The 22817-nt window shown below is 60.6% G+C and carries 21 protein-coding genes; 6 read left to right on the forward strand and 15 right to left on the reverse strand.

All coding sequences use genetic code 11. The features are described 5' to 3' along the window. Positions 1-3: 3 nt before the first annotated feature. The 7 genes from QA646_RS22345 to murA all read right to left on the reverse strand — a co-directional run bounded on the left by QA646_RS22345 (position 4) and on the right by murA (position 8615). Positions 4-1746 carry an ABC transporter ATP-binding protein gene (locus tag QA646_RS22345; protein WP_283060427.1) on the reverse strand — a complete coding sequence of 581 codons (1743 nt, stop codon included), beginning with the start codon at positions 1744-1746 and terminating at the stop codon, positions 4-6. Further along, entirely contained in the window at positions 1743-2582 is an 840-nt protein-coding gene (locus tag QA646_RS22350; RefSeq protein ID WP_283060428.1) for an ABC transporter permease, read from the reverse strand. Before QA646_RS22350 ends, QA646_RS22345 begins: the two co-directional genes overlap by 4 nt. Beyond that, complete coding sequence (locus QA646_RS22355) at positions 2582-3541, reverse strand: ABC transporter permease (protein ID WP_283060429.1); 960 nt, start codon at positions 3539-3541, stop codon at positions 2582-2584. The genes QA646_RS22350 and QA646_RS22355 overlap by 1 nt, the downstream gene beginning before the upstream one ends. A gap of 127 nt (positions 3542-3668) precedes the next feature. Then, the gene (locus QA646_RS22360) at positions 3669-5189 is read right to left on the reverse strand and encodes an ABC transporter substrate-binding protein (RefSeq protein WP_283060430.1); all 1521 of its coding nucleotides are present in this window, start codon (positions 5187-5189) and stop codon (positions 3669-3671) included. Between the two features lie 82 nt (positions 5190-5271). Then, positions 5272-6195 (reverse strand): N-acetylmuramic acid 6-phosphate etherase, encoded by a 924-nt coding sequence (gene murQ, locus QA646_RS22365; protein WP_283060431.1) that lies wholly within the window; start codon positions 6193-6195, stop codon positions 5272-5274. Between the two features lie 276 nt (positions 6196-6471). Further along, positions 6472-7362, reverse strand: coding sequence for an N-acetylglucosamine kinase (locus QA646_RS22370; protein WP_283060432.1), 891 nt, complete (start codon positions 7360-7362; stop codon positions 6472-6474). Then, positions 7359-8615: a UDP-N-acetylglucosamine 1-carboxyvinyltransferase gene (gene murA, locus QA646_RS22375; RefSeq protein WP_283060433.1), complete on the reverse strand. Its 1257-nt coding sequence runs from the start codon at positions 8613-8615 to the stop codon at positions 7359-7361. Before murA ends, QA646_RS22370 begins: the two co-directional genes overlap by 4 nt. 239 nt (positions 8616-8854) lie before the next feature. Between murA and QA646_RS22380 the strand changes: the two genes are divergently transcribed. Beyond that, complete coding sequence (locus tag QA646_RS22380) at positions 8855-9715, forward strand: MurR/RpiR family transcriptional regulator (RefSeq protein WP_283060434.1); 861 nt, start codon at positions 8855-8857, stop codon at positions 9713-9715. A gap of 9 nt (positions 9716-9724) precedes the next feature. Here the strand turns inward: QA646_RS22380 and QA646_RS22385 are convergent, their stop codons facing one another. From QA646_RS22385 to QA646_RS22415, 7 genes are all read right to left on the reverse strand, one after another. Continuing rightward, positions 9725-10231, reverse strand: coding sequence for a GNAT family N-acetyltransferase (locus tag QA646_RS22385; protein WP_283060435.1), 507 nt, complete (start codon positions 10229-10231; stop codon positions 9725-9727). A 3-nt stretch (positions 10232-10234) separates the two neighbouring features. After that, on the reverse strand, positions 10235-10519 hold the full coding sequence (locus QA646_RS22390) for a DUF1778 domain-containing protein (RefSeq protein ID WP_283060436.1): 285 nt from the start codon (positions 10517-10519) through the stop codon (positions 10235-10237). Between the two features lie 126 nt (positions 10520-10645). Next, positions 10646-11908, reverse strand: a complete 1263-nt coding sequence (locus QA646_RS22395; protein WP_283060437.1) for an NAD(P)/FAD-dependent oxidoreductase — start codon at positions 11906-11908, stop codon at positions 10646-10648. 164 nt (positions 11909-12072) lie between these two features. Beyond that, on the reverse strand, positions 12073-12930 hold the full coding sequence (gene nadC / locus QA646_RS22400) for a carboxylating nicotinate-nucleotide diphosphorylase (RefSeq protein ID WP_283060438.1): 858 nt from the start codon (positions 12928-12930) through the stop codon (positions 12073-12075). Position 12931: 1 nt separating this feature from the next. Continuing rightward, on the reverse strand, positions 12932-14473 hold the full coding sequence (locus tag QA646_RS22405) for an L-aspartate oxidase (RefSeq protein ID WP_283060439.1): 1542 nt from the start codon (positions 14471-14473) through the stop codon (positions 12932-12934). Continuing rightward, positions 14470-15441, reverse strand: coding sequence for a quinolinate synthase NadA (gene nadA, locus QA646_RS22410; RefSeq protein WP_283060440.1), 972 nt, complete (start codon positions 15439-15441; stop codon positions 14470-14472). The genes QA646_RS22405 and nadA overlap by 4 nt, the downstream gene beginning before the upstream one ends. 69 nt (positions 15442-15510) lie before the next feature. Further along, positions 15511-16413 carry a hypothetical protein gene (locus QA646_RS22415; protein WP_283060441.1) on the reverse strand — a complete coding sequence of 301 codons (903 nt, stop codon included), beginning with the start codon at positions 16411-16413 and terminating at the stop codon, positions 15511-15513. Between the two features lie 203 nt (positions 16414-16616). Between QA646_RS22415 and QA646_RS22420 the strand changes: the two genes are divergently transcribed. Next, positions 16617-17450, forward strand: coding sequence for an SMP-30/gluconolactonase/LRE family protein (locus QA646_RS22420; protein ID WP_283060442.1), 834 nt, complete (start codon positions 16617-16619; stop codon positions 17448-17450). Positions 17451-17468: 18 nt separating this feature from the next. Here the strand turns inward: QA646_RS22420 and QA646_RS22425 are convergent, their stop codons facing one another. Continuing rightward, entirely contained in the window at positions 17469-18161 is a 693-nt protein-coding gene (locus QA646_RS22425) for a GntR family transcriptional regulator (RefSeq protein WP_283060443.1), read from the reverse strand. A gap of 129 nt (positions 18162-18290) precedes the next feature. Here QA646_RS22425 and QA646_RS22430 point away from each other — a divergent pair, with 129 nt between their 5' ends. From QA646_RS22430 to araD, 4 genes are read left to right on the forward strand one after another with little or no spacing between them, the layout of a single operon-like run. Continuing rightward, on the forward strand, positions 18291-19295 hold the full coding sequence (locus QA646_RS22430) for an ABC transporter substrate-binding protein (protein ID WP_283060444.1): 1005 nt from the start codon (positions 18291-18293) through the stop codon (positions 19293-19295). Positions 19296-19345: 50 nt separating this feature from the next. After that, positions 19346-20161: an ABC transporter ATP-binding protein gene (locus tag QA646_RS22435; protein WP_283060445.1), complete on the forward strand. Its 816-nt coding sequence runs from the start codon at positions 19346-19348 to the stop codon at positions 20159-20161. A gap of 3 nt (positions 20162-20164) precedes the next feature. Next, the gene (locus QA646_RS22440) at positions 20165-21028 is read left to right on the forward strand and encodes an ABC transporter permease (protein WP_283060446.1); all 864 of its coding nucleotides are present in this window, start codon (positions 20165-20167) and stop codon (positions 21026-21028) included. Between the two features lie 52 nt (positions 21029-21080). Further along, positions 21081-22817: an L-arabinonate dehydratase gene (araD, locus tag QA646_RS22445; RefSeq protein ID WP_283060447.1), complete on the forward strand. Its 1737-nt coding sequence runs from the start codon at positions 21081-21083 to the stop codon at positions 22815-22817.

Here is a 22817-nt window from a genome sequence, read left to right on the forward strand (position 1 = left end):
CCGTCAGGCTTCTGCCTGTGCTATATGATCCGGAGCGAACTGTCGCCATTCGGGTGCAGCCGGCTCGAAACCGAGCGGGCGCACCAGCGAGGGGACTTGGCGCGTATCCAGCGCAAAATTCTCCCGCCGGCGGTCGACAGCAGGAACTGCCGAGATCAGCCGCTTGGTATAGGAATGCTTCGGCTGCGACAGCACCGATACGGCATCCCCGATCTCGACGATCTGGCCGGCATAGATCACCGCGATCCTGTGCGCGATCCGCTCGACGACTGCCATGTCGTGCGAGATGAAAAGGTAGGCAAGGCCATACTCGCGCTGCAATTCGATCAACAGGTTCAGAACCTGCGCCTGGACGGACACATCCAAAGCCGAGACGGCCTCGTCCAGCACCAGAACCGAAGGGTTCAACATAAGCGCCCGGGCGATACACAATCTCTGGCGCTGCCCGCCCGAAAATTCATGCGGATAGCGTTCGAGACTGTTTTCGGGCAGGCCGACCCGCTTCAGCAGCGTAACCATCCTGTTGCGCGTTTCCCCCGAGGCACGGCCACCGGCGGCAATAACGGGTTCGGCCAGGATGCTATCGACGCGAAGCCTTGGGTTGAGCGAGGCATAGGGATTTTGAAACACCATCTGCACGGCACTCGTCCGATCTGCCACCTTGCCGGCAGTCGTCGCGAATGTGCCCCGCGTCGACTTCACCAAACCGAGGATTGCCCGCGCCGTGGTGGATTTGCCCGAACCGCTTTCGCCGACGATCGCCAGCGTTTCGCCGGGCAGCAGGTCGAAACCAACGCCTTCGACCGCGTGCACAGCGCCGGTCGGACGGCGAAAGAAGCTGCTCGATACTGGAAAGCGAACCGTCAGCCCATCCACCTTTAACGCCGGCGGAGCTTTTGCGGCGGCGTCACGGCTGAAATCCGACCGGGTCGCACGGCCGGCCGAAAAATGCGGCACGGAATGAAGAAGATGCTGTGTATAGGGATGGCTGGGTTTGTCGAGGATCTGGTTCAACTCGCCCTGTTCGACCGCCTGGCCAGCCTGCATCACCATCACCTTGTCGGCGATGCCGGCAACGAGGCCGATATCATGGGTGATGAAGATCATCGCCAAGCCGGTCTCGCGCTTCAGTTCGGCGAGGAGCGCCATGATCTGCGCCTGCACTGTCACGTCCAGCGCCGTCGTCGGCTCGTCGGCAATTAGGAGGCGCGGATTGCAGGCGAGCGCCGTTGCGATCATCACACGCTGCAGCATGCCGCCGGAGAGCTGGTTCGGGCAATATTTCAGCCGCCGGGCAGCATCGGGGATGCGGACGCGGTCCAGCGCATCCTTTGCGGCGGCGGTTGCCTGGCGACCGGTCAAGCCGCGATGCAGACGAAAAGACTCTTCGATCTGCGTGCCGATGGTCAGCACGGGATTGAGCGAGGTCATCGGCTCCTGGAAGATCATGCCGATCTCGGCGCCGCGGATTTTTGTGAGTTCGGCCTCCGTCGCCGTCGTCAGGTCGAGAATGCTGTTGTCGGGCCGCGTCAACTTGATCGAGCCGCCGATGATGCGGCCACCGCCGAAATCGACCAGACGATTGATCGAGAGTGCAGTCACGGATTTTCCCGACCCACTCTCGCCGACAATCGCCAGCGTCTCACCGGCTGCGATATCGAAGCTGACGCCGCGGACGATCTTGTTCGCCTCGGGAGTCCGACCAAAGCCCACTTGCAGATCGGAGACGGAAAGCAGAGGACTCACGGAGCGGACCTCCGCATTTTCGGATCAAGAATATCACGCAAGGCATCGCCAAGCAGATTGAAGCCGAGGATGCTGATCATGATGGTGAGGCCGGGGAAGATCAGCAGCCAGGGTGCCGTTTCCATCAGTTTGCGGCTGTCGCTCAGCATCAATCCGAGAGAAGAGGCAGGTGGCTGTGTACCGAGGCCGAGGAAACTCAAGCCGGCTTCAGTCAGGAGCGACCATGCGAGCGCCAGCGTGATTTGCACCGTCAACGGCGCGACGAGGTTCAAGAGCAGATGCCGCGTCAGTATATAGGGTTTGCTGCTGCCGAAGGTGCGGGCGGCATCGACGAAATCGCGCGATTTCAGTGAGAGCGCCGGCCCGCGCACAACGCGGGTGAAGATCGGCGTATAGACGATGGCGATCGCTGCGACGCTGGTCCAGGTGCCGGGGCCTACAATGGCGATGATCAGCAGCGCGAGGAGGATGGCCGGAAATGCCAGCAGCACATCCATCGTGCGCATGATTACCCCGTCCCAGCGCTTGCCGAACCAGGCGGCGGTCAGGCCGAGCACAGTGCCGATCAGGCTTGCAAGCGCGACCGAGAGGAAGGCGACTGTGAAGGACTCGCCAATGCCATCCATCAGTCGGCTAGCCACGTCGCGCCCGAGCAGGTCCGTCCCCATCCAAAAGGCGCCACTTGGAGCATGCAGCCGATTCAACGGGCTCCGCGTCACCGGATCATAGGGGGTGAGCCCCAGCGTGCCGAAAATGGCGAGGATGAGATAGACGAAGACAATGGTGCCGCCGATGCGGCCGCTCGTGTGCCCAAAAATGGCTTTGATAAAACGCATCAGCCTTCTCCCAGGCGAACACGTGGATCGAGCGCGACATAGGCAAGGTCGACAAGCAGATTGACGATCATGAAGTTGAAGGCAATGAACAGGACGCAGCCTTGCACAAGCGCGTAATCACGTTGCTGGATGGCATCGAGCACCAACCGCCCCAGGCCGGGCAGCGCGTAAATCTGCTCGACAAGCACGGCGCCGCCGAGGAGATAGCCGAATTCCACGCCGCTCAGCGTCACCACTGGAATGAGCGCATTGGGCAGCGCATGACGCCAGATGACACCCCTGGCCGGCACGCCGCGGCTGCGGGCGGTGCGAACATAATCGTCACTCAGAACGTCGAGCATGGCGGAGCGCACGACGCGCGTGACCGAGGCGGCAAAGGCAAAGCCGAGCGTCAGCGCCGGCAGAATCATCTGGCCGAGATTGCCAAGCGGATCCTGCCAGAACGGCGTGAACGCACCCATGGCCGGCAGGACACCGAAGCCGGCCGAAAGCGCATAGATGATAAGAAGGCCGAGAACGAAATTCGGGGTGGACTGCCCGACCATGGCAACGATGCGGACCGTGAGATCGGATAGTTTTTCGTTTCGCGTCGCCGCGAAGACGCCCGCCGGCAGGCCGATCAGCAGCGCGATCAGCATGGACAGCAGCGCAAGCTCGAGCGTCAGCGGAAACCGTTCAAGGATGATGTCGAGCACGGGTTTTCCGTAGGTGACGGATATGCCGAGGTTGCCCTGCAGTACGCCGAACAGCCAATGCCAGTACTGCACGAACCATGATTGGTCGATGCCGAAATAAGCCGCCAGGGCCTGCCGCTGCTCGGGCGTCAGCAGACCGGCATTGGTTCCGAGCATCGCCGTGATCGCGTCGCCCGGCACCAGTCGGATGGCGACGAACACGAGCATGGACACTCCCAACATGATCAGCGGGAATGTCATCAGCCGGCGCGTCAGGTAGCCCATGGAACGTCCTCCAGAGCAATTCCAGGAAAAGTGCGAAGCGGTTTTCCGTCCGGAATGCGTAAAACAAAGGGATAGAGCGGGGAAGCGATTCCGTGAAGCGCTGAACCGCTCTAGAACCCGGTATCCATCATTTGATGGATACCTTGCTGAGACCGAAGAGAGAACCCGTCGGCGTCGGCACGAAACCCTGAACGTTCTTTTGCTCGGCCGTGTAGCCGTTGGATGTATAGAGCCAGATCCAGGGCGAGACTTCGGCGATGTGCTTTTCGAAGTCGCCGAAAATTACTTTACGCTTGGCCGGATCGGTTTCGATACGGCCCTTCTGCATCAGGCTATCCAGCGTATCATCGATATAGTTCGCGACCTTCTGCAGATTGCCGGTCTTCGTCCAGTAACGATTATACATCGAATAGGGATCGGCACTGCCGCCGTTCAGCGCAACCGCCATGTCGAAATTGCCCTTCAGCCAGGCATCGACATAGACGTTGAGTTCCATCACCTTGATGTCGAGCTTGATGCCGATTTCGGCGAGCTGCGATTGGATGACCTGGGCTTCGGCGGTGGCCGTCGGTGGCTCGCCGGTGGCGGCGATCACGGTCGCGGAGAAGCCGTTGGCGAGGCCCGCATCGGCCATCAGCTTCTTCGCCTTTTCGACATCGCGCTTGTAGCAGAAGAGCTGGCTCGGATCGGTTGCATAGAGAGGCATGGTCAACGGTCCCGTCACCTTGCCTTCGCCAAGCGCTGCGGTATCGAGCACATCCTTCCGGTCGATCGCGCAGGAGATCGCCTGGCGCACGGCCAATTGATCCATAGGCTTGTGTGAGGGGGTGAGCTGCAGGACGTTGTAGGAAAGTACCGGCGTGCGGGTCAGTTGCAGCTTCGGCTCCTTGGGAACGAGCGTCGCGACCAGCGGATCGTTTAGAAGCGCAAAATCGATCTGGCCCGTGCGAAGCGATGCCAGGATAGCCGTCTCATCGGGAAGGACGCTGATATCGATGCCGTCGACGCCGACCGTGCCGCCGGCCCAGGCCTTGTTGGCGCTCAGGACTTCCTTGGAATTCGGAACCCAATTTTCGAGCTTGAAGGGGCCGGAACCGATCGCCTTGGTGCCGACGGAGCCGGCGGCGATTTCGCTTGCCGGAACGACGGCGGCGTTGAGGCTGGTCATCGAGGTCAGAATTGGAACATCGGGCTGCGACAGGTGGAAAATGACGGTCGTCGCATCCGGGGTATCGATGCTGGCGATCGACAGGAAATTCGCGCGGGCGGCCGCACCTGTCGCCTGATCGAGAATGCGCTGGAACGACGCCTTCACGTCAGCCGACGTGACGGCAGCGCCGTTCTGGAACTTCGAATTCGGATTGAGCTTGAAGGTCAACTCCTTGCCGTCGGACGAAAACTGCCAGCTTTCGGCAATGGCGGGAACGATCTGCAGATTGCTGTCGAGCCGGACGAGCGGCTCATAGATCAGCTCCAGCAGGCGGATCGAGGAAAAGGCGGTTTGTTTGTGCGGGTCAAGGCCGGTCGCATCCTGCGACCATGCCATGCGCAGCGTCGCCGCATGCGCTTCGGTCGAAACTGCCGCCATACCAAGAGCTGCCGCAACGGCGACGCACGAAATCAGCTTCCTTGCAAAATGTCTTTTCATTCTGTTCTCCCTCTGAGCGTTTTTTTCGCTCCCAGCCGATTTTGGCCACTTCGTTAAAGGCTACCGCTGCTGCGATTTCAGTTCATACTGTCTTCGCGCTGATGGCCTTTCGCAGGAATCCACCAGCGTTTTGCAATGCCACACGGGCTTCTTCAATGCCCATTCCCGTAATTTCCATGAGAATGGCGAGTTTGACATCATTGCCAGTCTGGTCGAGCACGCGGCGGGCTTCCTCCTGGGTGCAGCCGGTCGCCTGCATGACGATGCGGGAGGCGCGAGCGACCAGCTTCTTGTTGCTCGCATTCACGTCGACCATCAGGTTCTGATAGCTCTTGCCGATCCGGATCATGCTCGCCGTCGTCAGCATGTTGAGAATGAGCTTCTGTGCCGTTCCCGACTTCAGCCGGGTCGATCCGGTCAGGATTTCCGGACCGACCACAGGAGAAATAGCGAGATCGGCAATGCCGGCAATGACGGAATTGGGATTGCAGGACAGGGCGACAGTGGCCGCGCCGACGCTCTTTGCGTAGTTCAGCCCGCCGATGACGTAGGGCGTGCGGCCGCTGACGGCGATGCCGACGACGACGTCTGCCGCGGTCAGGCCGATGTCCCGCAAGGCTTGCCGCCCCTGCTCAGGATCGTCCTCGGCGCCTTCGATCGAGCGTTGCAGCGCGTCGGGGCCGCCGGCGATCAGACCGATCACCATGCTCTGCGGCACGCTGAAAGTCGGCGGACATTCGGATGCGTCGAGAACGCCAAGCCGGCCGCTGGTGCCGGCACCCATGTAGATCAGCCGCCCGCCCTTCTGGAAAGCCGCAACGATCTGGTTTACCGCCGCTGCGATCGCGGGAATGACCTTTTCGACTGCAGCGGGGACGGTTTGGTCCTCGTAATTGATTTCGCGCAGGATATCGAAGGTCGACAACAGATCGATATGCATCGTGTTCGGATTGCGACCCTCGGAAACCAACTGTTCCAGTTCGGATATCAATCTTTGTTCTGTCATGTGCCAGCTCTCGAAAGAATGCTCTTCGATATCAACGGATCAGAGATGGCGGGCTCGATCGGCAAGGATCGGGCGAGCCGCAACAGCAGCCTTAGATTTTCAACGCAACAGAAAGCTAATCATAGCATAAGCAGCCGGCCTTTATGGCTTCGTTCGCCGCCGTTTCCCTGTTTACCTTCGTTAACATTATGTCCATTTATTCCGATCGTCAATCACATAAGGAATAAAATATTCCAATATTGGCGCGCAAAATGAGGGAGTTATCGAGCGGTCGTTTCAACGGCCGCAGGCTGACTTTCTGGCAAGAATGATGGCGCCGGAAACGGCATCGCCGTCGATGGGTTTGAGGCGGCGGCGGACATCCGGCGCAAGCCATGGCTCAAGCGGGCTGGAAAGGCCACCGAGCAAGGAGACGCGCGGAGCACCTTTATCAAACAGCGAGCGAATCAACGTATCTATATGTTCGGCCGCGCTCTGGACGATGCGTCGCCCGGCGGCATCTCCCTGATCCGCATGGCGCATCACCATCGGCGCGAGAGCGGCATAGTCGGTTGCCGAGGCGCGATCCATCCAGGCGACCGCCTCCATGGGATCGTTTTGAAACCGCTGCAAAATCTCGACTAACAGCGCGGTCTTCTCATAGCGGCCGTCATGCGCGCGCAGCGCAAGCTGCACGGCTTTCAGCCCGAGATCCGCGCCGCTGCCTTCATCCGAGATCGGGAATCCGTATCCTCCGACCCGCAAGTGGCGACCCTCGACGAAACCGAGGCCGATCGATCCTGTTCCGGCAATGACGATCGCACCGTCGCGGCCGGAATGGGCGCCAAGGCAGGCGCCCTCGCCGTCGCTGACGAAATCGATGCTGGCAAAGGGATGCTTTATGGCGCGCAATGCCTCAAGGGCGCCCTTCCGCCCGATTCCGGCAAGGCCGACACCCGTATGGACGTGCGCGATTTCGGAAGGGTCGAGGCCTGCCTCTTCAATCGCCGGACCGAAGGCCCTGGCAATGGATGCCCAGGCTTCGTCAATGCCGAGCCGCGTGGTCGCGGGACCGGATAGTCCCTGGCCGAATACGGTGCCGGCGGCATCCTCGATCCTGGCGCGACAGCCGGTGCCGCCGCCATCGATGCCGAGAAAATAGCATGCGCTGTCCGTTTCGCCGTTCATGACATCAGTCGCTCGATATCGGCACCACAAAGGCAGAGCTTGCGATCCAACTGCTCGTAACCGCGATCGAGGTGATAAACGCGGTTGACGATCGTTTCGCCTTTCGACACCAGCGCCGCCAATACCAGCGAGACCGAGGCGCGCAGATCAGTCGCCATAACCTGGGCCCCTCGAAGAGGTGCCCCGCCGCGAACCAGTGCCGTGGTGCCCTGCAGCGTGATGTTGGCGCCGAGGCGCATCAATTCTGGCACATGCATAAAGCGATTTTCGAACACCGCCTCACGGATCAGCGAGGCGCCTTCCGCGCAGCAGGCAAGCGCCATGAACTGGGCCTGCAGGTCCGTCGGAAAGCCAGGATAGGGTTCCGTGGTGATGTCGGCGCCCTTGAGCGGACCGTCCCTCGAAACGACCAGGCCCCGATCGCTGGGCCAGATGCTGACGCCCATGGCTTCCAATGCCTGCACGACGGAAGCGAGATTCTCCAGCCGGGCGTGGATCAGCTCAAGCTGCCCGCCAGTGATGGCGGCGGCAACGGCATAGGTGCCGGCCTCGATCCGGTCGGATATGCCGTGATGCCTGGCAGGCTGCCAGTTCGTGCCGCCCTCGATCAGGATACGATGCGTACCCGCGCCCTCGATTCGCGCGCCCATGGCACTAAGGCAGACGGCGAGATCGGCCACCTCCGGCTCGCGCGCCGCATTCAAGATCTCCGTCTCGCCCTTGGCGGCACATGCCGCCATCATCGCCGTCTCGGTCGCACCGACGGATGGGGAACTCAGGACGATACGCGCGCCCTTCAACCCACCAGGGGCCGAAGCGACGATCAGACCGTTCTCGATCGCGATATCGGCTCCAAGCGTCGCCAGCGCCTTGATGTGCATGTCGACCGGCCGGGCGCCGATCGCGCAGCCGCCGGGCAGAGAGACACGGGCATGCCCGAAGCGTGCCAGCAGCGGCGCAAGTACCAGCACCGTCGCCCGCATGCGCCGCACAGTGTCGTAGGAGGTTTCCTTCGAGACGATTGCGCTGGCATCAATCGTGGTCCCATGCGCCGCGCGGGTCACAACCGCACCATGAAGGGCGACGACGCCGAGCATGTTCTCGACATCGGTCACGGCCGGCAGGTTCGTCAATTCCAGCGGATGGGGACTGAGCAGCGCCGCCGCGATCTGCGGCAAGGCGGCATTCTTGGCGCCAGAAATCGTCACAGCGCCCTGCAACCTGTTCCCGCCTGATATCCGCAGTCTGTCCATGATATGAAACCCGTCAAAGAGAGGGGCGAAAGAGCAGACGTTATTTCGTCTGCCTTTGACTCAAAACTATTCGTTCATTCCGTCCTGTCAATGTAGATTGGAATTTTTTATTCCAATCTCTTTGTGATAAGGTCGGCGCTGACCGGCCGAAAGCGTGGTTGCCCGCTATCGGTCGAATGATATCCTGTGGCTCGATTGTGTCGACGCATGAACCGGCCTCCACGGCCTTAAAGGGGCGGATGTCTATTTTAAAGAAAATCAGCGCAAAGCTCGAAGGCATGGCGCCAGCCGATCGCCAGATCGGGCAATTCATCGTCGAAAATCCCGACCAGATGCTGCGGCTCTCATCCGCCGCCCTCGCAGCCGAGACCGGCCGGAGCCAGTCGAGCGTCGTGAAGTTCAGCCAGAAACTCGGCTATGCCGGCTATCAGGAACTGAAGCTCGCCGTCAGCGAGGCTAAGGCGCAGGAGTGGCAGGCCCCAGCCGGCATGATCCATGGGACCATCGAAGTCGATGACGGCTATCTGACCATCCTGCAAAAATTGCTTGGCAGCAAGCTGCAGGCGATGCAGCAGACGATCGCCGTCAACAATGAACTGGATATCGGCAAGGCGCTGAAAGCGCTCTACGAAGCCCGTCGTATTCATCTTGCCGGCGTCGGCGCGTCCTCGCTGGTCGCCCGCGACTTTTCCTACAAGCTGATGAAGCTCGGACGCAATGTCCTGCATGACAGCGACAGCCATGTGCAGATGGCCAACGCCTCTACACTCGGTTCCGACGACCTGCTGTTCGCCCTCTCCTATTCGGGCACCAGCATCGAAACCCTCAGGATCGCCGAACTCGCCAGCCAGCGAAATGCGATCGTCATTGCCGTCACCGGCCTGCAGGACAATCCGCTCGCCCATGTCGCCGATATCCGCCTTTATACCGTCGGCGATGAAGACCGCGTCCGCTCCTCGGCGATCACCGCGCGGGACGCGCAACTGATGCTCACCGATCTGCTGTTCATCCTGCTCGTGCAAAGGCAGCCAGATGCGAACGATTATGTTCACAACAGCGAAGCGGCCGTCTCTGTGCTGAAAGCGAAGCAACTGTCGTAGCCGGGCCTATCAAGCACTTTCTGCAAGCCAATGTCTGATATCGTCCAATGAGCGCATCAGGATCGAGGGGTTGTCACGAGCGGGAATAAAACCCCAGCTCTGCCAGAACGTCTCCGCCTCCGTGTCTATCGCACGAACCACCACGGCACGCCCTGCCACTATATCCGCGCCGGCGACGCAGCGCGTCAATGCGTCCTTCACCAGTGTCGAGCCAATACCACGACCGGCGTAACGACGGTCAACCGCGATCTGACCGATCAGCAAGCAAGGGATGGGATCAGGTGGACGGCCGGTGCGAATCTTGCGTGGGGTGGCATTGGGCTCGATGACAGACGGAGCAAGGCCGTAGTAGCCAACGGCGAGATCGTCGTCGAGCGCGACGAGGACACGGGTGAATCCGCGGGTCTGATTGGATCGCGCAAAATTTGCCAGCCAATCATCCAGCGCGGGTTTCCCGCAGTTAAAACCGTCGAACCGATGATGATCGGATAGAAGCGCGATGCCTGAAAGCGCCATGGCCTATTGTTTCCACGGCGCCTTGCGCTGCAGCCGCTCCCTCACCTTTGCCGGCGGAGCCGCCGGTGTTGCGCCGATGGTCTGCAGGAAGTCATCGAAAGCACCCGGCGAAAGACGAATGACCGTCTCGTTCAAGATCGCGGTTTGCGCCTCGTGAACTGCGGCCCGGCGCATGAACTCTGTGCGTGACAAGCCGAGCAGTTCGGCACCACGGTCGATGATGGCAAGATCGTCATTGCGCAACCGCATCGATACGGGCGTCTCTTTTTTTTGTGCAGGCGCTGCCATCGTATAGTCCTCAAATTTGAAAGGAAGATAGGCCAATGTAATGCGAAACGCAATACAAGAGCAGCTATCCTTCATCCCTCTCCGACAGAAGATCGCCCCACGATGACGGAGAAGAATGGTCCATCGTCAGCTCTTGGATTTCAAAGCCGCGGCGATCGCTTCGGCGGCAGCTAAGCCGGTTTCGAGAGCGCCATGTGCTGTCGAAAAACGGGTCGGCGAACAGGCTTCGCCGGCAAAGAAGAGCCTGCCGTCGACGGTTTCACCAAGTACGATGCGTTCGGCAGAGGCACCGGGCTGGGCATAGGAATAGGATCCACCAATATGCGGCTCGCTGTCCCAGGCCGACATGGCCACGGCATCGATGCGACGAGCGAAAGCGGTTCCGAAATGCTGCGTCAGCTCTTCTCTTGCGAATGCAAGAGCAGCCTGCTCCCCGGCAGCCTCCAAATCCCGCGCCAGCGAACCACCATAATAGGCCTCGATCAGGGCGGTGCCGAAGGGCCGTAGCTGGTAGGAACCCGTACGGACCTGATCCAAGGAGCCCGTGAGCCTTGTGTCGATCGGCAGATCGTCCGGCGACGTCACGCTCAGGAACAGTTTATTGGCAAGCCCCAGCGGCAAACGACCGGCTGCCTCCCGCTTTCTCGGCAGCGGCGGATCGAATTTGATCCGGTCCTCTGCGATCACATTTGTCGCGACCGTTACCAAGACCATGCGTGCATGCAGCGTTCCGCGTTCCGTCTGCAAAAGGATAGTCCCCGCGCCACGATGATCGATGGTTTTAACCGCCGTCGAAAGCATCGTGGGGACCGGCTGCGCATAGGCCGAAATCAGCGTTCCATAACCCTCGCGAACGCGCCAGTCCGGGCCTGGCCCGGGATCATAATGGACATAATCGTGAATGGAGGCGGCTGCGAGTTCGACACCGTTTAGAAACGTCCCGATTGCTTCGATGCGCCCGTTCCAGGGGTTTCCGGGTTCCAGCAGGTTGTCAAGCGATCCGTCTTCGCCAGAATCCCCCCATTGTTCTGCGCGCGCAAAAAAGGTGTTGATAGCCGATCTGCCTCCTGCCCCCTCGACCGTCCGTCCGCCCTCGCTCCAGGGGGCAGGCGTCGTTTCCACCGTCAGCCCGATCTGGCGGGCGATATCGGTCCATCGATTCGTCCTCGCGCCATGGAGCCATCCGCAGCCGAGATCGACAGGCTCATTCTCGAACGACGGCAACCGAACCGTCCAGGCGCGGCCTCCCAGGCGGTCCTTCGCCTCAAGAAGCAACACGGAAATATCAGGACGGAGAGACTGCAGCCGCCGCGCCGCTGCGACACCTGCGGCGCCAGCGCCGATGATGGCGACATCGATTGTCTGGCCCGCGGACCAAGGATTGCTCAAATGCCTCTCGCCTTTCTGGCATGCCGAAACCTGCAGATTTTGATCAGCAAGGCGAGAGATGTGCAAGCGCCAACCGGATGCTGCGACGCAATTTCCATAAGCATATCGCGGCGCGGCCAGCGTCGTTTCCGGTCACGGCTTGAAACGACCGCTCAAGCCCCGCTTTATGCTGCCGCTTTCCAATCGAGCCCAATGTCGAGCGTTGGCGCGCTATGCGTTACCCAGCCGACAGAGATCAGATCGACGCCGGAAGCCGCTATTGCCGCGGCAGTTGACGGAGTAACACGGCCCGACGCCTCCGTGATTGCCTGCCCGGCAACGATGCCTACCGCTTCGCGCAACTGATCAGGTGTCATATTGTCGAGCAGCACGGCATCGACGCCCTCTGCCATGGCTTCGCGAAGCTGATCGAGCGTGTCCACTTCGACCTCGATCTTGACCATGTGGCCGACGCCGGTCTTAGCGCGGCGGATGGCTTCCGCGACTCCGCCGGCGATTGCGACATGATTGTCCTTGATCAATACCGCGTCGTAGAGCGCAAAACGATGGTTCATGCCGCCGCCGGCCTTGACCGCATATTTCTCCAGCGCACGCAGTCCCGGCGTCGTCTTGCGGGTGCAGACGATTGATGCCTTCGTACCGCTGATCGCCTCGACGATGCCGGCCGTCACGGTCGCGATACCGGAGAGGTGACCGAGGAAATTCAATGCCGTGCGCTCGGCCGTCAACAAACCACGTGAGGAACCTTCGATCGTTGCGATTACATCGCCGGCGGTAACCTTTGCGCAGTCGTGAAGATGCCGCGTCATGGTGATTCTGGGATCGACAAGCTGGAAGGCAAGTTCCGAGGCGTCGAGCCCGGCGACTACACCCGGTTGCCGGGCTACCATGGCAACGGTGGAGCGATGATCTTCCGGAATAACGGCGGCGGACGTGATATCGCCGGCAAGGCCGAGATCTTCCAGCAGGGCATTGCGCACCAACGGCTCGATGATGAGGCGCGGAAGGGGAACGAGGGTCATGTCAGGCACTCCGGGCGAAGGAATAGGGAATGACGGATCGGGCGATGTCCAAGGCGTCAGTGAGGCGCATCGACCGGCGCTGGGCGTTCTTCAGTTTCAACGGAAAATCCGTGCGTGCATGAGCGCCGCGCGATTCCGTCCGTAGGCTGGCGAAGACGGCGATCAGCAGTGCCACGATGGCGGGATCCGCGGCCGGACCTTCACTTTCGACCAGCGGCAGAAGCGCAGCAATCGCTCCGTGAATGGCGCCGGCATTGCGAAGCACGCCGAGATGACGCGAGACGATCGGCCGCACAAGCGAGGAATCCGGTGCTATCGAGCGCCCATGGTCCGACGGCGGGTTCGCAACGCGCCAAGAGAGGTCGGCCATATCGCGTGCGGCGCGCATGCCCATGACGGCAGCCTCCAGCAAAGAGTTGCTGGCGAGCCGATTGGCGCCGTGAAGGCCTGATGATGCCGCCTCCCCTGCCACCCAGAGGCCGGAGACGGAGCTGCGGCCGCTCACATCGGTCGCCACACCGCCCATGTGATAGTGAACGGCGGGACGCACCGGGATAAGCTCGCGCGCGGGATCGAAACCCGCCTCCCGGCAGAGCGCATCGATCACGGGGAAGCGCGCAGCAAAGCGATTGCCGAGCGCTTCGCGCGCATCGAGAAAGACGCCGCCGCCGCGCGCGATTTCCGCGCTGATCGCCCGCGCGACGACATCGCGCGGGGCGAGTTCCGCGCCGGAAACCTCCGACATGAAACGCTCGCCTCTCTCGTTGACGAGCAATGCACCTTCGCCGCGCACAGCTTCACTGACCAGCGCCAGCGGCCGGCGGCGGGAATCGAGGGCTGTCGGATGGAATTGCACGAACTCCATATCGGCCAGAAGCGCCCCAGCTCTCGCGGCAAGTGCCACGCCCTGGCCGAAATTGCCGATGGGATTGGTCGTCGCATCGAAGAGACCGCCGATGCCACCGGTCGCAAGCAGGACGCGGGAGGTGGGCAGAACGGCCATTCCCTTTGCTGTTGCGCATAAAAGGCCGCTGATCCGTTCGCCATCCAGGAGCAACCGCCGCGCTTCATACCCTTCAAGCACCGTAATGGACGGCGTATTGACGACGGCCCGCACCAGGGCGCGGACGATCGCAGCCCCGGAGCCGTCGCCTTCGGCATGAACGATGCGACGGCGCGAATGGGCAGCTTCGAGGCCGAGCGACAGGGCACCGGCGCCATTCCGATCAAAGCGTACGCCCGCTCGCTCCAAGGCGGCAATTGCCGCCGGCGCTTCGGCAATGATGCTTGCGGCCACCACGGGGTCGCAGAGCCCATCGCCGGCAGCAAGCGTGTCGGCAAGATGCAACTCCGCGCTGTCATCCGCCCCCATGCTGGCGGCGATGCCGCCCTGTGCCCAGGCGCTCGATGTCTCGGCGCCGAGCGTTGCGCGGGTAAGGATGACGGTCGGCTGCGGAGCCAGCATCACTGCTGCCATCAGGCCGGCGAGACCGCTGCCGACGATGGCGACATGGCCGGCAAGATCGTGAAGAACCTCGGTCATATCGCCAGCATCCTTTCCACCGCGCGGCGCGCGGCAACGGCAATGGCCGGATCAATCGTTACTTCATGCTGGTTTTCCTCCAGTGCCTTGCGGATGTTGCCGAGCGTTATGCGCTTCATATGCGGGCAGAGATTACAGGGCCGGATGAACTCGACATCCGGATGATGAACGGCAACATTGTCGCTCATCGAACATTCGGTCAGCAGTACGACACGCGCCGGCCGTTTCTTGCCGACATAATCGGACATAACGGCGGTGGAGCCGGCAAAATCCGCTTCCCTGACGACCTCAGGCGGGCACTCCGGATGCGCGAGCACGGTCACACCGGAATAATTTTCGCGAAGCTGGCGCACATCATCGGCGGTGAAAAGCTCATGCACTTCGCAATGCCCATGCCAGGCGATGATTTCTACATTGGTTTCGCGCGCAACATTTTGCGCCAGATACTCGTCGGGGATCATGAGCACCTTGGGAACGCCGAGCGATTCCACCACCTGCTTGGCATTGCCCGATGTGCAGCAGATATCGGATGCCGCCTTCACCGCGGCGGAAGTATTGACATAGGTGACAATGGGAACCCCAGGATGCGCCTGCCGCAGCAGCGCGATGTCTTCCGGCGTAATCGATTCCGCTAGCGAGCAACCGGCGGCCATATCGGGGATCAGCACAGTCTTTTCCGGATTGAGCAGCTTGGCGGTCTCGGCCATGAAATGTACGCCGGCAAGCACGATGATATCGGCGTCCACATCGATCGCCTTGCGGGCGAGCGCTAGGCTGTCGCCAACGATATCGGCGACGCCGTGGAAAATCTCCGGCGTCTGATAGTTATGCGCGAGGATGACGGCGTTGCGGCGGCGTTTCAGCTCGAGGATCGCCTCGACATCATTCTGAAACGTCAGCCATTCGGCTTTGGGGATGACTCGGCTAACGCGATCGTAAAGGGAGGATGCGGATACGGGATGGTTCATGACCGGCTCCTTATTATACTCAATTTGAGTATATCATACGCAAATAGATATTCTCGTTGTGAGCATATGTCAATTGCGAGAGAGCGGTAATTTTGTTCCGGCGAGTTCGCGTTCTTCGAGAATGGCACGACGGAAGCGGAAGAGCTTGGCCGGGCGGCCGCCCGTCTCGCTTTCGGTTGCGCCCGTTTCTTCCACCAGCTCCTGCTGCTCGATCAAACGGCGAAAATTCTGCTTATGCAGCGTCAGTCCTGCCAGAGCTTCGACGGTGCGCTGCAATTGAAGGAGCGTAAAACTCTCCGGCATCAGTTCGAACACGACGGGGCGATATTTGATCTTCGCGCGCAGCCGCGCCATGCCGGTCGCAAGAATCCGCCGATGATCGGCAAACATCGGCCGGTCGGAATTGGCCTGCTGAGAGCAGCCCGCCTCCGAGACAAGCTTGGCCTCATAGAGAAGCTCGTAACGCTGCAGAACAAGGTCCTCATTCCAGGCGGCATCATTCAGACCAAAGGCGAAATCGGCACGGCGCCGGCGTTGCTCGCGCCTGGCTGGATCGCCCGTGATCCAGCTATTCAGCCGCTCGGCGATGTCGTCCAGTACGGACGGACGGCCGTGACGATGGTCTTCCCAAGGGAAATATTCGTACCAACTATGCCAACCCGGCCGGCCTCCGCCAGGGGCTGCTTGCTCCCGTACCAGGCCGAGATAGCTGATCGAAATCGTCCGGCCGCCCAAGATCTCATTGTTCCGATCACGGTCGGCAAAGGTATAAAGCTGCTCAAGATAGCCGACGGGGTGTGCCGTCTGTTCCCGCACCCATTCGCGAAGACCGCTCTGCAAGGTACGGTGCCCGAGTTCGAACGGTCCCGACGGCAAGGCATCGCCCGACCGCACGGTCATGACCCGAGGATCGTTGCCGGTGACGGCCGTCAGAACCGCGATCAGTTCGGCGTGCGCAAGTCCGATGGTCAAGGAAATTCCCTATCTTGTTCGAGCTTTACTTTTCTCGCACGAAGCGCCGCCGAAGCCAATGCAGCCGTTCGGCAACTCCACATTTCTCGACATCGCAAACACTCCAAAACCGCCTGCTATGCCAGGACTTGAATTCCGCAAATGATAGCTCGATATCCGGCAATAGGTGAAAGCCCGCCGACAGCGCGTAAATAAGAGGCAAGATGATTTCAGCATTCGAAGTATTCTCCGACCGATGGGGCTTTCTCGGCGAAAGCCCGGTCTGGTCGGAGGACGGCAAGTCTCTATGGTGGGTCGATACCGATGGCTGCCGGCTGCTGCGGACCGATACCGCATCTGGCAGAACCGAAGTCTGGGACGCGCCGGAGGCTGTCGGCTGCATTGCCATGCGGCCGGACGTGATGCTGCTGGCAGGCCTCGCCAGCGGCATTTTCCTCTTCGATCCAGCAAACGGCCGTTTCGACCTCGCCTGCTCGCCGGAAAGCCGGAGCGATGTTCGCTTCAACGACGGCGCTATCGATCCGGCGGGCCGCTTCTGGGCAGGCACCATGCACCTCAATCTGACCGAACCTGCGGGAGCCATTTTCTGCGTCGAAGCCGACCTTGGCCATCGCCGTGTCTTCGACGGCCTATGGACGCCCAACGGGCTTGCCTTCGATCCCGTTCGCCACCGCATGTATTTCTCGGACTCTCATCCGAGCGTGCAAACGATCTGGGTCTGCGACTATGGTCTCGCCACGGGAACGCCAAGCAATCGCCGCGTCTTTGCGACGACGCATGATTTCTCCGGCCGGCCCGACGGCGCGTTCATCGATGAGGACGGTATCTACTGGATTGCCGGTGTTGAGGGATCACAGCTTCTCCGCTTCGCACCATCAGGGGAAGCGCTGGAACCAATCCCCTTTCCGGTGACGCACCCGACGAAGATCATCATGAACAGAGCCAATCCACGCTCGATTTTCGTAACCACGAGACGGACTGCCGCAGAGGATGAAACGCACGCCTCCGGGCATGTGCTGCGCGCGATTTTGCCGTAGCCGCACCTGGATAGCTGCCTACCGGCTGACATAATCCGGATATTTTTCGCAAATGAGATCGATGATCGACAGCGTTCCGGAAAGGTGCTTGCGAAGTGCTGCCACAGCCTCTTCCGCCTTTCCCGACTGAACAGCATCGACAATGGCATGGTGATCGGTGATGACCTGCTGCTGTTTGCCCGGCATGGGCAGGTTCAGCATGCGAAGGCGATCGAGATGAACGCTCTGACGCCGGACGGTCGCCCAAAGTCCCAGGATACCAGCCCTTTCGAAGAGAACACGGTGGAAATCCTTGTCGAGAGCATCGAAGAGATCGTAGGTCTCAGGTGACGCCACATGCTCCTGCCGCACCAGAACATGCCGCAGGGCAGCCGCCGTTTCTTCGGGCGATTCGGCCGTCAGCCGCCGGACGGCCTCCAGCTCGATCGACAGTCTCAGAAAGTGCGCTTCGACCGCATTGCCGATGTCTATTCTCGCGACGACAGTGGCGTACTGCGGGTAGACTTCGACGAGCCCCTCTTCTTCCAGCCTGATCAAAGCGTCGCGAACCGGCGTCTGGCTGACGTTGAATTCGCTCTGAAGCGAGATGCGCGAGAGAACGGTGGTCGGCGGCAAACTCATTGAAAGAATACGCGATCTCAGGATTTCCAGGATCTGGGGAGCGACCTGGCGGGATCGGTCCAAAGCGAATTCTTTCGGGTTTAGTTTCACTGGCAACCTTCCTGATCGAGAGCGTTAGTTCATAAAGCACAATTTAAGACTTGATGCACTGATACATTAGTGCTTTAGTGCATTTAAGTAAACGCGATTTCACGGGTTTGCGCAATTTGGGAGGACATAATGAGAGGATTTCTTCGCGGCATGACCGCGGCCGCCGTGATGCTGGCCGGCGCCTTTTCGGCAAGCGCTGCCGAAAAAACCGATATTTCGATCACCCGCCAGCCAGGCATTCTTTATCTCGTCAGCCATGTCATGGAGACGCAGAAGCTTATCGAGAAACGCGCAGAGGCTGACGGCCTGCCGGGCGTCAAGGTCGAATGGCGCACTTTTAGCGGCGGCGGCGCGCAAACCGATGCGTTGCTTGCCGGCAGCGTCGACATCGTCAACACCGGCACCGGCAATCTGCTGCTGCTCTGGGACCGCACCAGAGGCAAGGTCAAAGGCATCGTCACCAATTCCGCGCAGCCGGTCATCATGGTCTCACGCGATCCGCGCATCAAATCTCTGAAGGACATCCAGCCGGGCGACAAGATTGCCGTGCCGACGGTCGGCGTTTCGACGCAGGCGATCCTGCTGCAGATGGCCGCTGCCCACATGTATGGTGACGATCAGGTCCACAAGTTCGATGCCAACACGGTGCAGCTTGGTCATCCCGACGCCATGGCAGCGCTTGCCAACCAGAACCATGAGGTGAAGAGCCATTTCTCTGCCCCGCCTTTCCAATATCTGGAACTCAAGCAGCCGGGTGTTCATGAGGTCGTCAATTCGCGCGACATCATCGGCGGTGAGCTGACTCAAGGCACCTTCTTCACGACGACGCAATTCGCCACCGCCAACCCCACGATCATTAAGGCCGTCCGCGAAGCAACGGCCGACGCCATCGATGTGATCAAGAAAGACCCGAAGACAGCCGTCGAAGCTTACAAGACGGTCAGCGGCGACAAGACCAGCGTCGACGATCTCCTGGCGATCCTCAATCAACCGCACATGATGGAATTCCGCATGGATCCGCAGGGAACCATGAAATTCGCGGCGCACCTCCATAAGATCGGAACCTTGAAGACGATGCCGAAAGCCTGGACCGATTACTATCTGCCCGAAGCGGCGGATCTGAACGGCAATTGAAGCCTGTTGGCGGCGCCAATGCCGCCTTTAGCTATCTCTTGGAGGACCTCATGCTTCAGGCAAAAGTTGCAACCGATGCCCCGCCGACCGAAACGGCCGTGGCCAAACCACTGTTGAACGTCGACAAGGTGACGCTTCGCTACAAGACGCCGAACCTTTTGATCACCGCCACCGAAGAGGTCAGCTTTTCGCTCGCTCAATCCGACCGGTTCGTGCTTCTCGGACCGTCCGGTTGCGGAAAATCGACATTGCTGAAGGCCATCGGCGGCTATCTGACGCCGACGGCGGGGCGCATCGAGATCAAGGGACATCCGGTCAAGAAGCCGGGCGCCGACCGGATGATGGTTTTCCAGGAATTCGATCAGCTCCTGCCCTGGAAGACCGTCCTTGAAAACGTCATGTTTCCGCTAACGACTGCTCGCCGCCTGCCCCGCGCGGAAGCCGAGGCTATCGCCCGCGACTATATCGAGAAGGTCAAGCTCACGCGTGCTGTCGATACCTATCCGCACATGCTCTCAGGCGGCATGAAGCAGCGTGTGGCGATCGCCCGTGGCATGGCCATGCAGCCCGATATCCTGCTGATGGACGAACCTTTTGCGGCACTCGATGCGCTGACCCGCCGGCAGATGCAGGACGAGCTTCTACAGCTTTGGGAAGATACGCATTTCACCGTCATCTTCGTCACCCATTCGATCGCCGAGGCGATCAAGATCTCCAACCGCATCCTGCTGCTTTCACCGCATCCCGGCCGCGTCAAGGCCGAGATCCGCAATGTCGAAGCGGTCCGCCACGATGCCGCGGCCGCGGCCGAGCTGGAGCAGGAAATCCATCACATGCTGTTTGCCGAAGCAGGACATAGGGAATAGGCCATGAGCGCACCGCAGATCATCCTCGCGGCCGAGAGGGCCGAATCGGCAGGCCACATCGCTGCTGTCGAACAGAAGCTCGGCGCCGCCGAACTTCTTTGGCAATCGAGCTTCTTCCGCAAATCGCTGCTGATCGTCATCCTTGCCATCGTCTGGGAGACCTATGCGCGACATCTCGACAATCCGCTGCTTTTCCCGACGCTCAGCGACACGCTGACGGCGCTCTATGATCGCTTTGCCGATGGCGTGCTGCCCGAACGCATCTGGACCACGCTGAAGATTTTGATCACAGGCTATGTGACGGGGACGGTGCTCGCCGCCATCCTGACCGTCGTCGCCATCAACACCCGTATTGGCACCGATTTCCTCGAGACGATGACGGCGATGTTCAATCCGCTGCCGGCGATCTCGCTGCTGCCGCTGGCGCTCATTTGGTTCGGTCTGGGCCCGGCAAGCCTCGTCTTCGTGCTCGTGCATTCCGTGCTCTGGGCAGTCGCCCTCAACACACATGCCGGCTTTCTCGGCGTTTCGCGGACGCTGCGCATGGTGGGGGCCAACTACGGACTGACCGGACTATCCTACGTGTTCCGCATTCTCATCCCTGCTGCCTTTCCATCGATCCTGACCGGTCTGAAGATCGGCTGGGCCTTCTCCTGGCGCACATTGATCGCCGCCGAACTCGTCTTCGGCGTTTCGTCCGGCCAAGGCGGTCTTGGATGGTTCATCTTCGAAAACCGCAATCTTCTCGACATCCCGTCGGTCTTCGCCGGCCTGCTGACGGTCATCGTCATCGGCCTTATCGTCGAGAACCTGGTTTTCCAAACGATCGAGCGTCGAACCCTGCAGAAGTGGGGCATGAAGGAATGATTATCCTGCGCGAATTCATCTCTTCTAATAGTTGAATATAAGGTCCTAAGACATGAATGCCAAAAGGAAATCGGCGGAATTGCGCAGCGCCAGATGGTTCGCGCCCGACGACCTCAGAAGTTCCGGACATCGTTCGCGCACCATGCAGATGGGCTATGCGCCGGAAGAATGGGCGGGCAAGCCCGTCATCGCCATCCTGAATACCTGGTCTGATGCCAATCCCTGCCACGCGCATTTCAAGCACCGGGTCGAAGACGTGAAACGCGGCATCCTTCAGGCCGGCGGCTTTCCTCTGGAACTGCCGGCGCTGTCGCTGTCTGAAAGCTATGTCAAACCGACCACCATGCTCTACCGCAACATGTTGGCGATGGAGGCGGAGGAACTGCTGCGCTCACATCCGGTCGATGGTGCTGTGCTGATGGGCGGCTGCGACAAGACCACACCCGGCCTTGTCATGGGTGCGCTCAGCATGGGCCTGCCGATGATCTACCTGCCCGCCGGCCCGATGCTGCGCGGCAATTTTCGCGGCGAATATCTGGGCTCCGGTTCCGATGCCTGGAAGTTCTGGGACGAGCGCCGCGTGGGCGCTATTTCGGAGAAGGAATGGGTCGAAGTCGAAGCCGGCATCGCCCGCTCCTATGGCCACTGCATGACGATGGGCACGGCAAGCACGATGACGGCGATCGCCGAAGCGCTGGGCCTGACCTTACCTGGAGCAAGTTCGATCCCGGCAGCCGATTCCAACCACATCCGCATGTCCTCGGCTGTCGGCCGCCGCATTGTCGAGATGGTCTGGGCGGACCTTGTCCCCGAGAAGATCGTCACGGCTGCCGCCGTCGGCAACGCCGTTGCCGTGGCTATGGCGACCGGCTGCTCCACCAATGCGGTCGTGCATTTGATTGCAATGGCGCGACGTGCCGGCGTCGACCTTACGCTTGACGATCTCGACAAGGCTGGACGCACGACGCCGGTGCTGGCCAATATCCGGCCGACCGGGAAGACTTATCTGATGGAAGACTTCTACTATGCCGGCGGCCTGCGGGCACTGATGGCAAAGCTTGCCTCCAAGCTCGATCTCTCCGCGCTGACGGTTTCAGGCGTCACCCTCGGAGAGACCCTGGAAGGGGCAAAGTGCTACAATGACGACGTCATCCGCTCGCTCGACAATCCCGTCTATCACGAGGGGTCCCTCGCGGTCGTGAAAGGCAATCTCGCGCCCAGTGGAGCCGTCATCAAGCCGGCCGCCTGCGATCCGCGCTTTCACAAGCATCAGGGGCCGGCTCTGGTGTTCGACAGCTATCCGGAGATGAAAGCGGCGGTGGACGACGAAAATCTCGCCATCACACCCGACCACGTCATGGTGCTGCGCGGCGCCGGCCCGCAGGGCGGTCCCGGCATGCCGGAATGGGGCATGCTGCCGATACCTAAGGCGCTGCTGAAGCAGGGTCATCGCGACATGCTGCGCCTGTCCGACGCCCGCATGAGCGGCACGAGCTATGGTGCCTGCATCCTGCATGTCTCTCCGGAGTCACATGTCGGCGGCCCGCTGGCGCTGTTAAAGAACGGCGATATTGTTCGCCTCGATCTCGAAGCACGGCGGATCGATATGCTGGTGAGTGAGGACGAATTGCAGCGCCGGCGCGAAGCCTGGGTCAAGCCTGCCGAAAAATTCGGCCGTGGCTATGGCTGGATGTTCGCCCGCCACGTGGCGCAGGCAGACACGGGCTGCGATTTTGATTTCCTGGAAACCGGATTTGGCCCCACACCGGGCGAACCCGATATTTATTGA

Source organism: Rhizobium sp. CB3090, assembly GCF_029714285.1.
Lineage (GTDB): Bacteria > Pseudomonadota > Alphaproteobacteria > Rhizobiales > Rhizobiaceae > Rhizobium.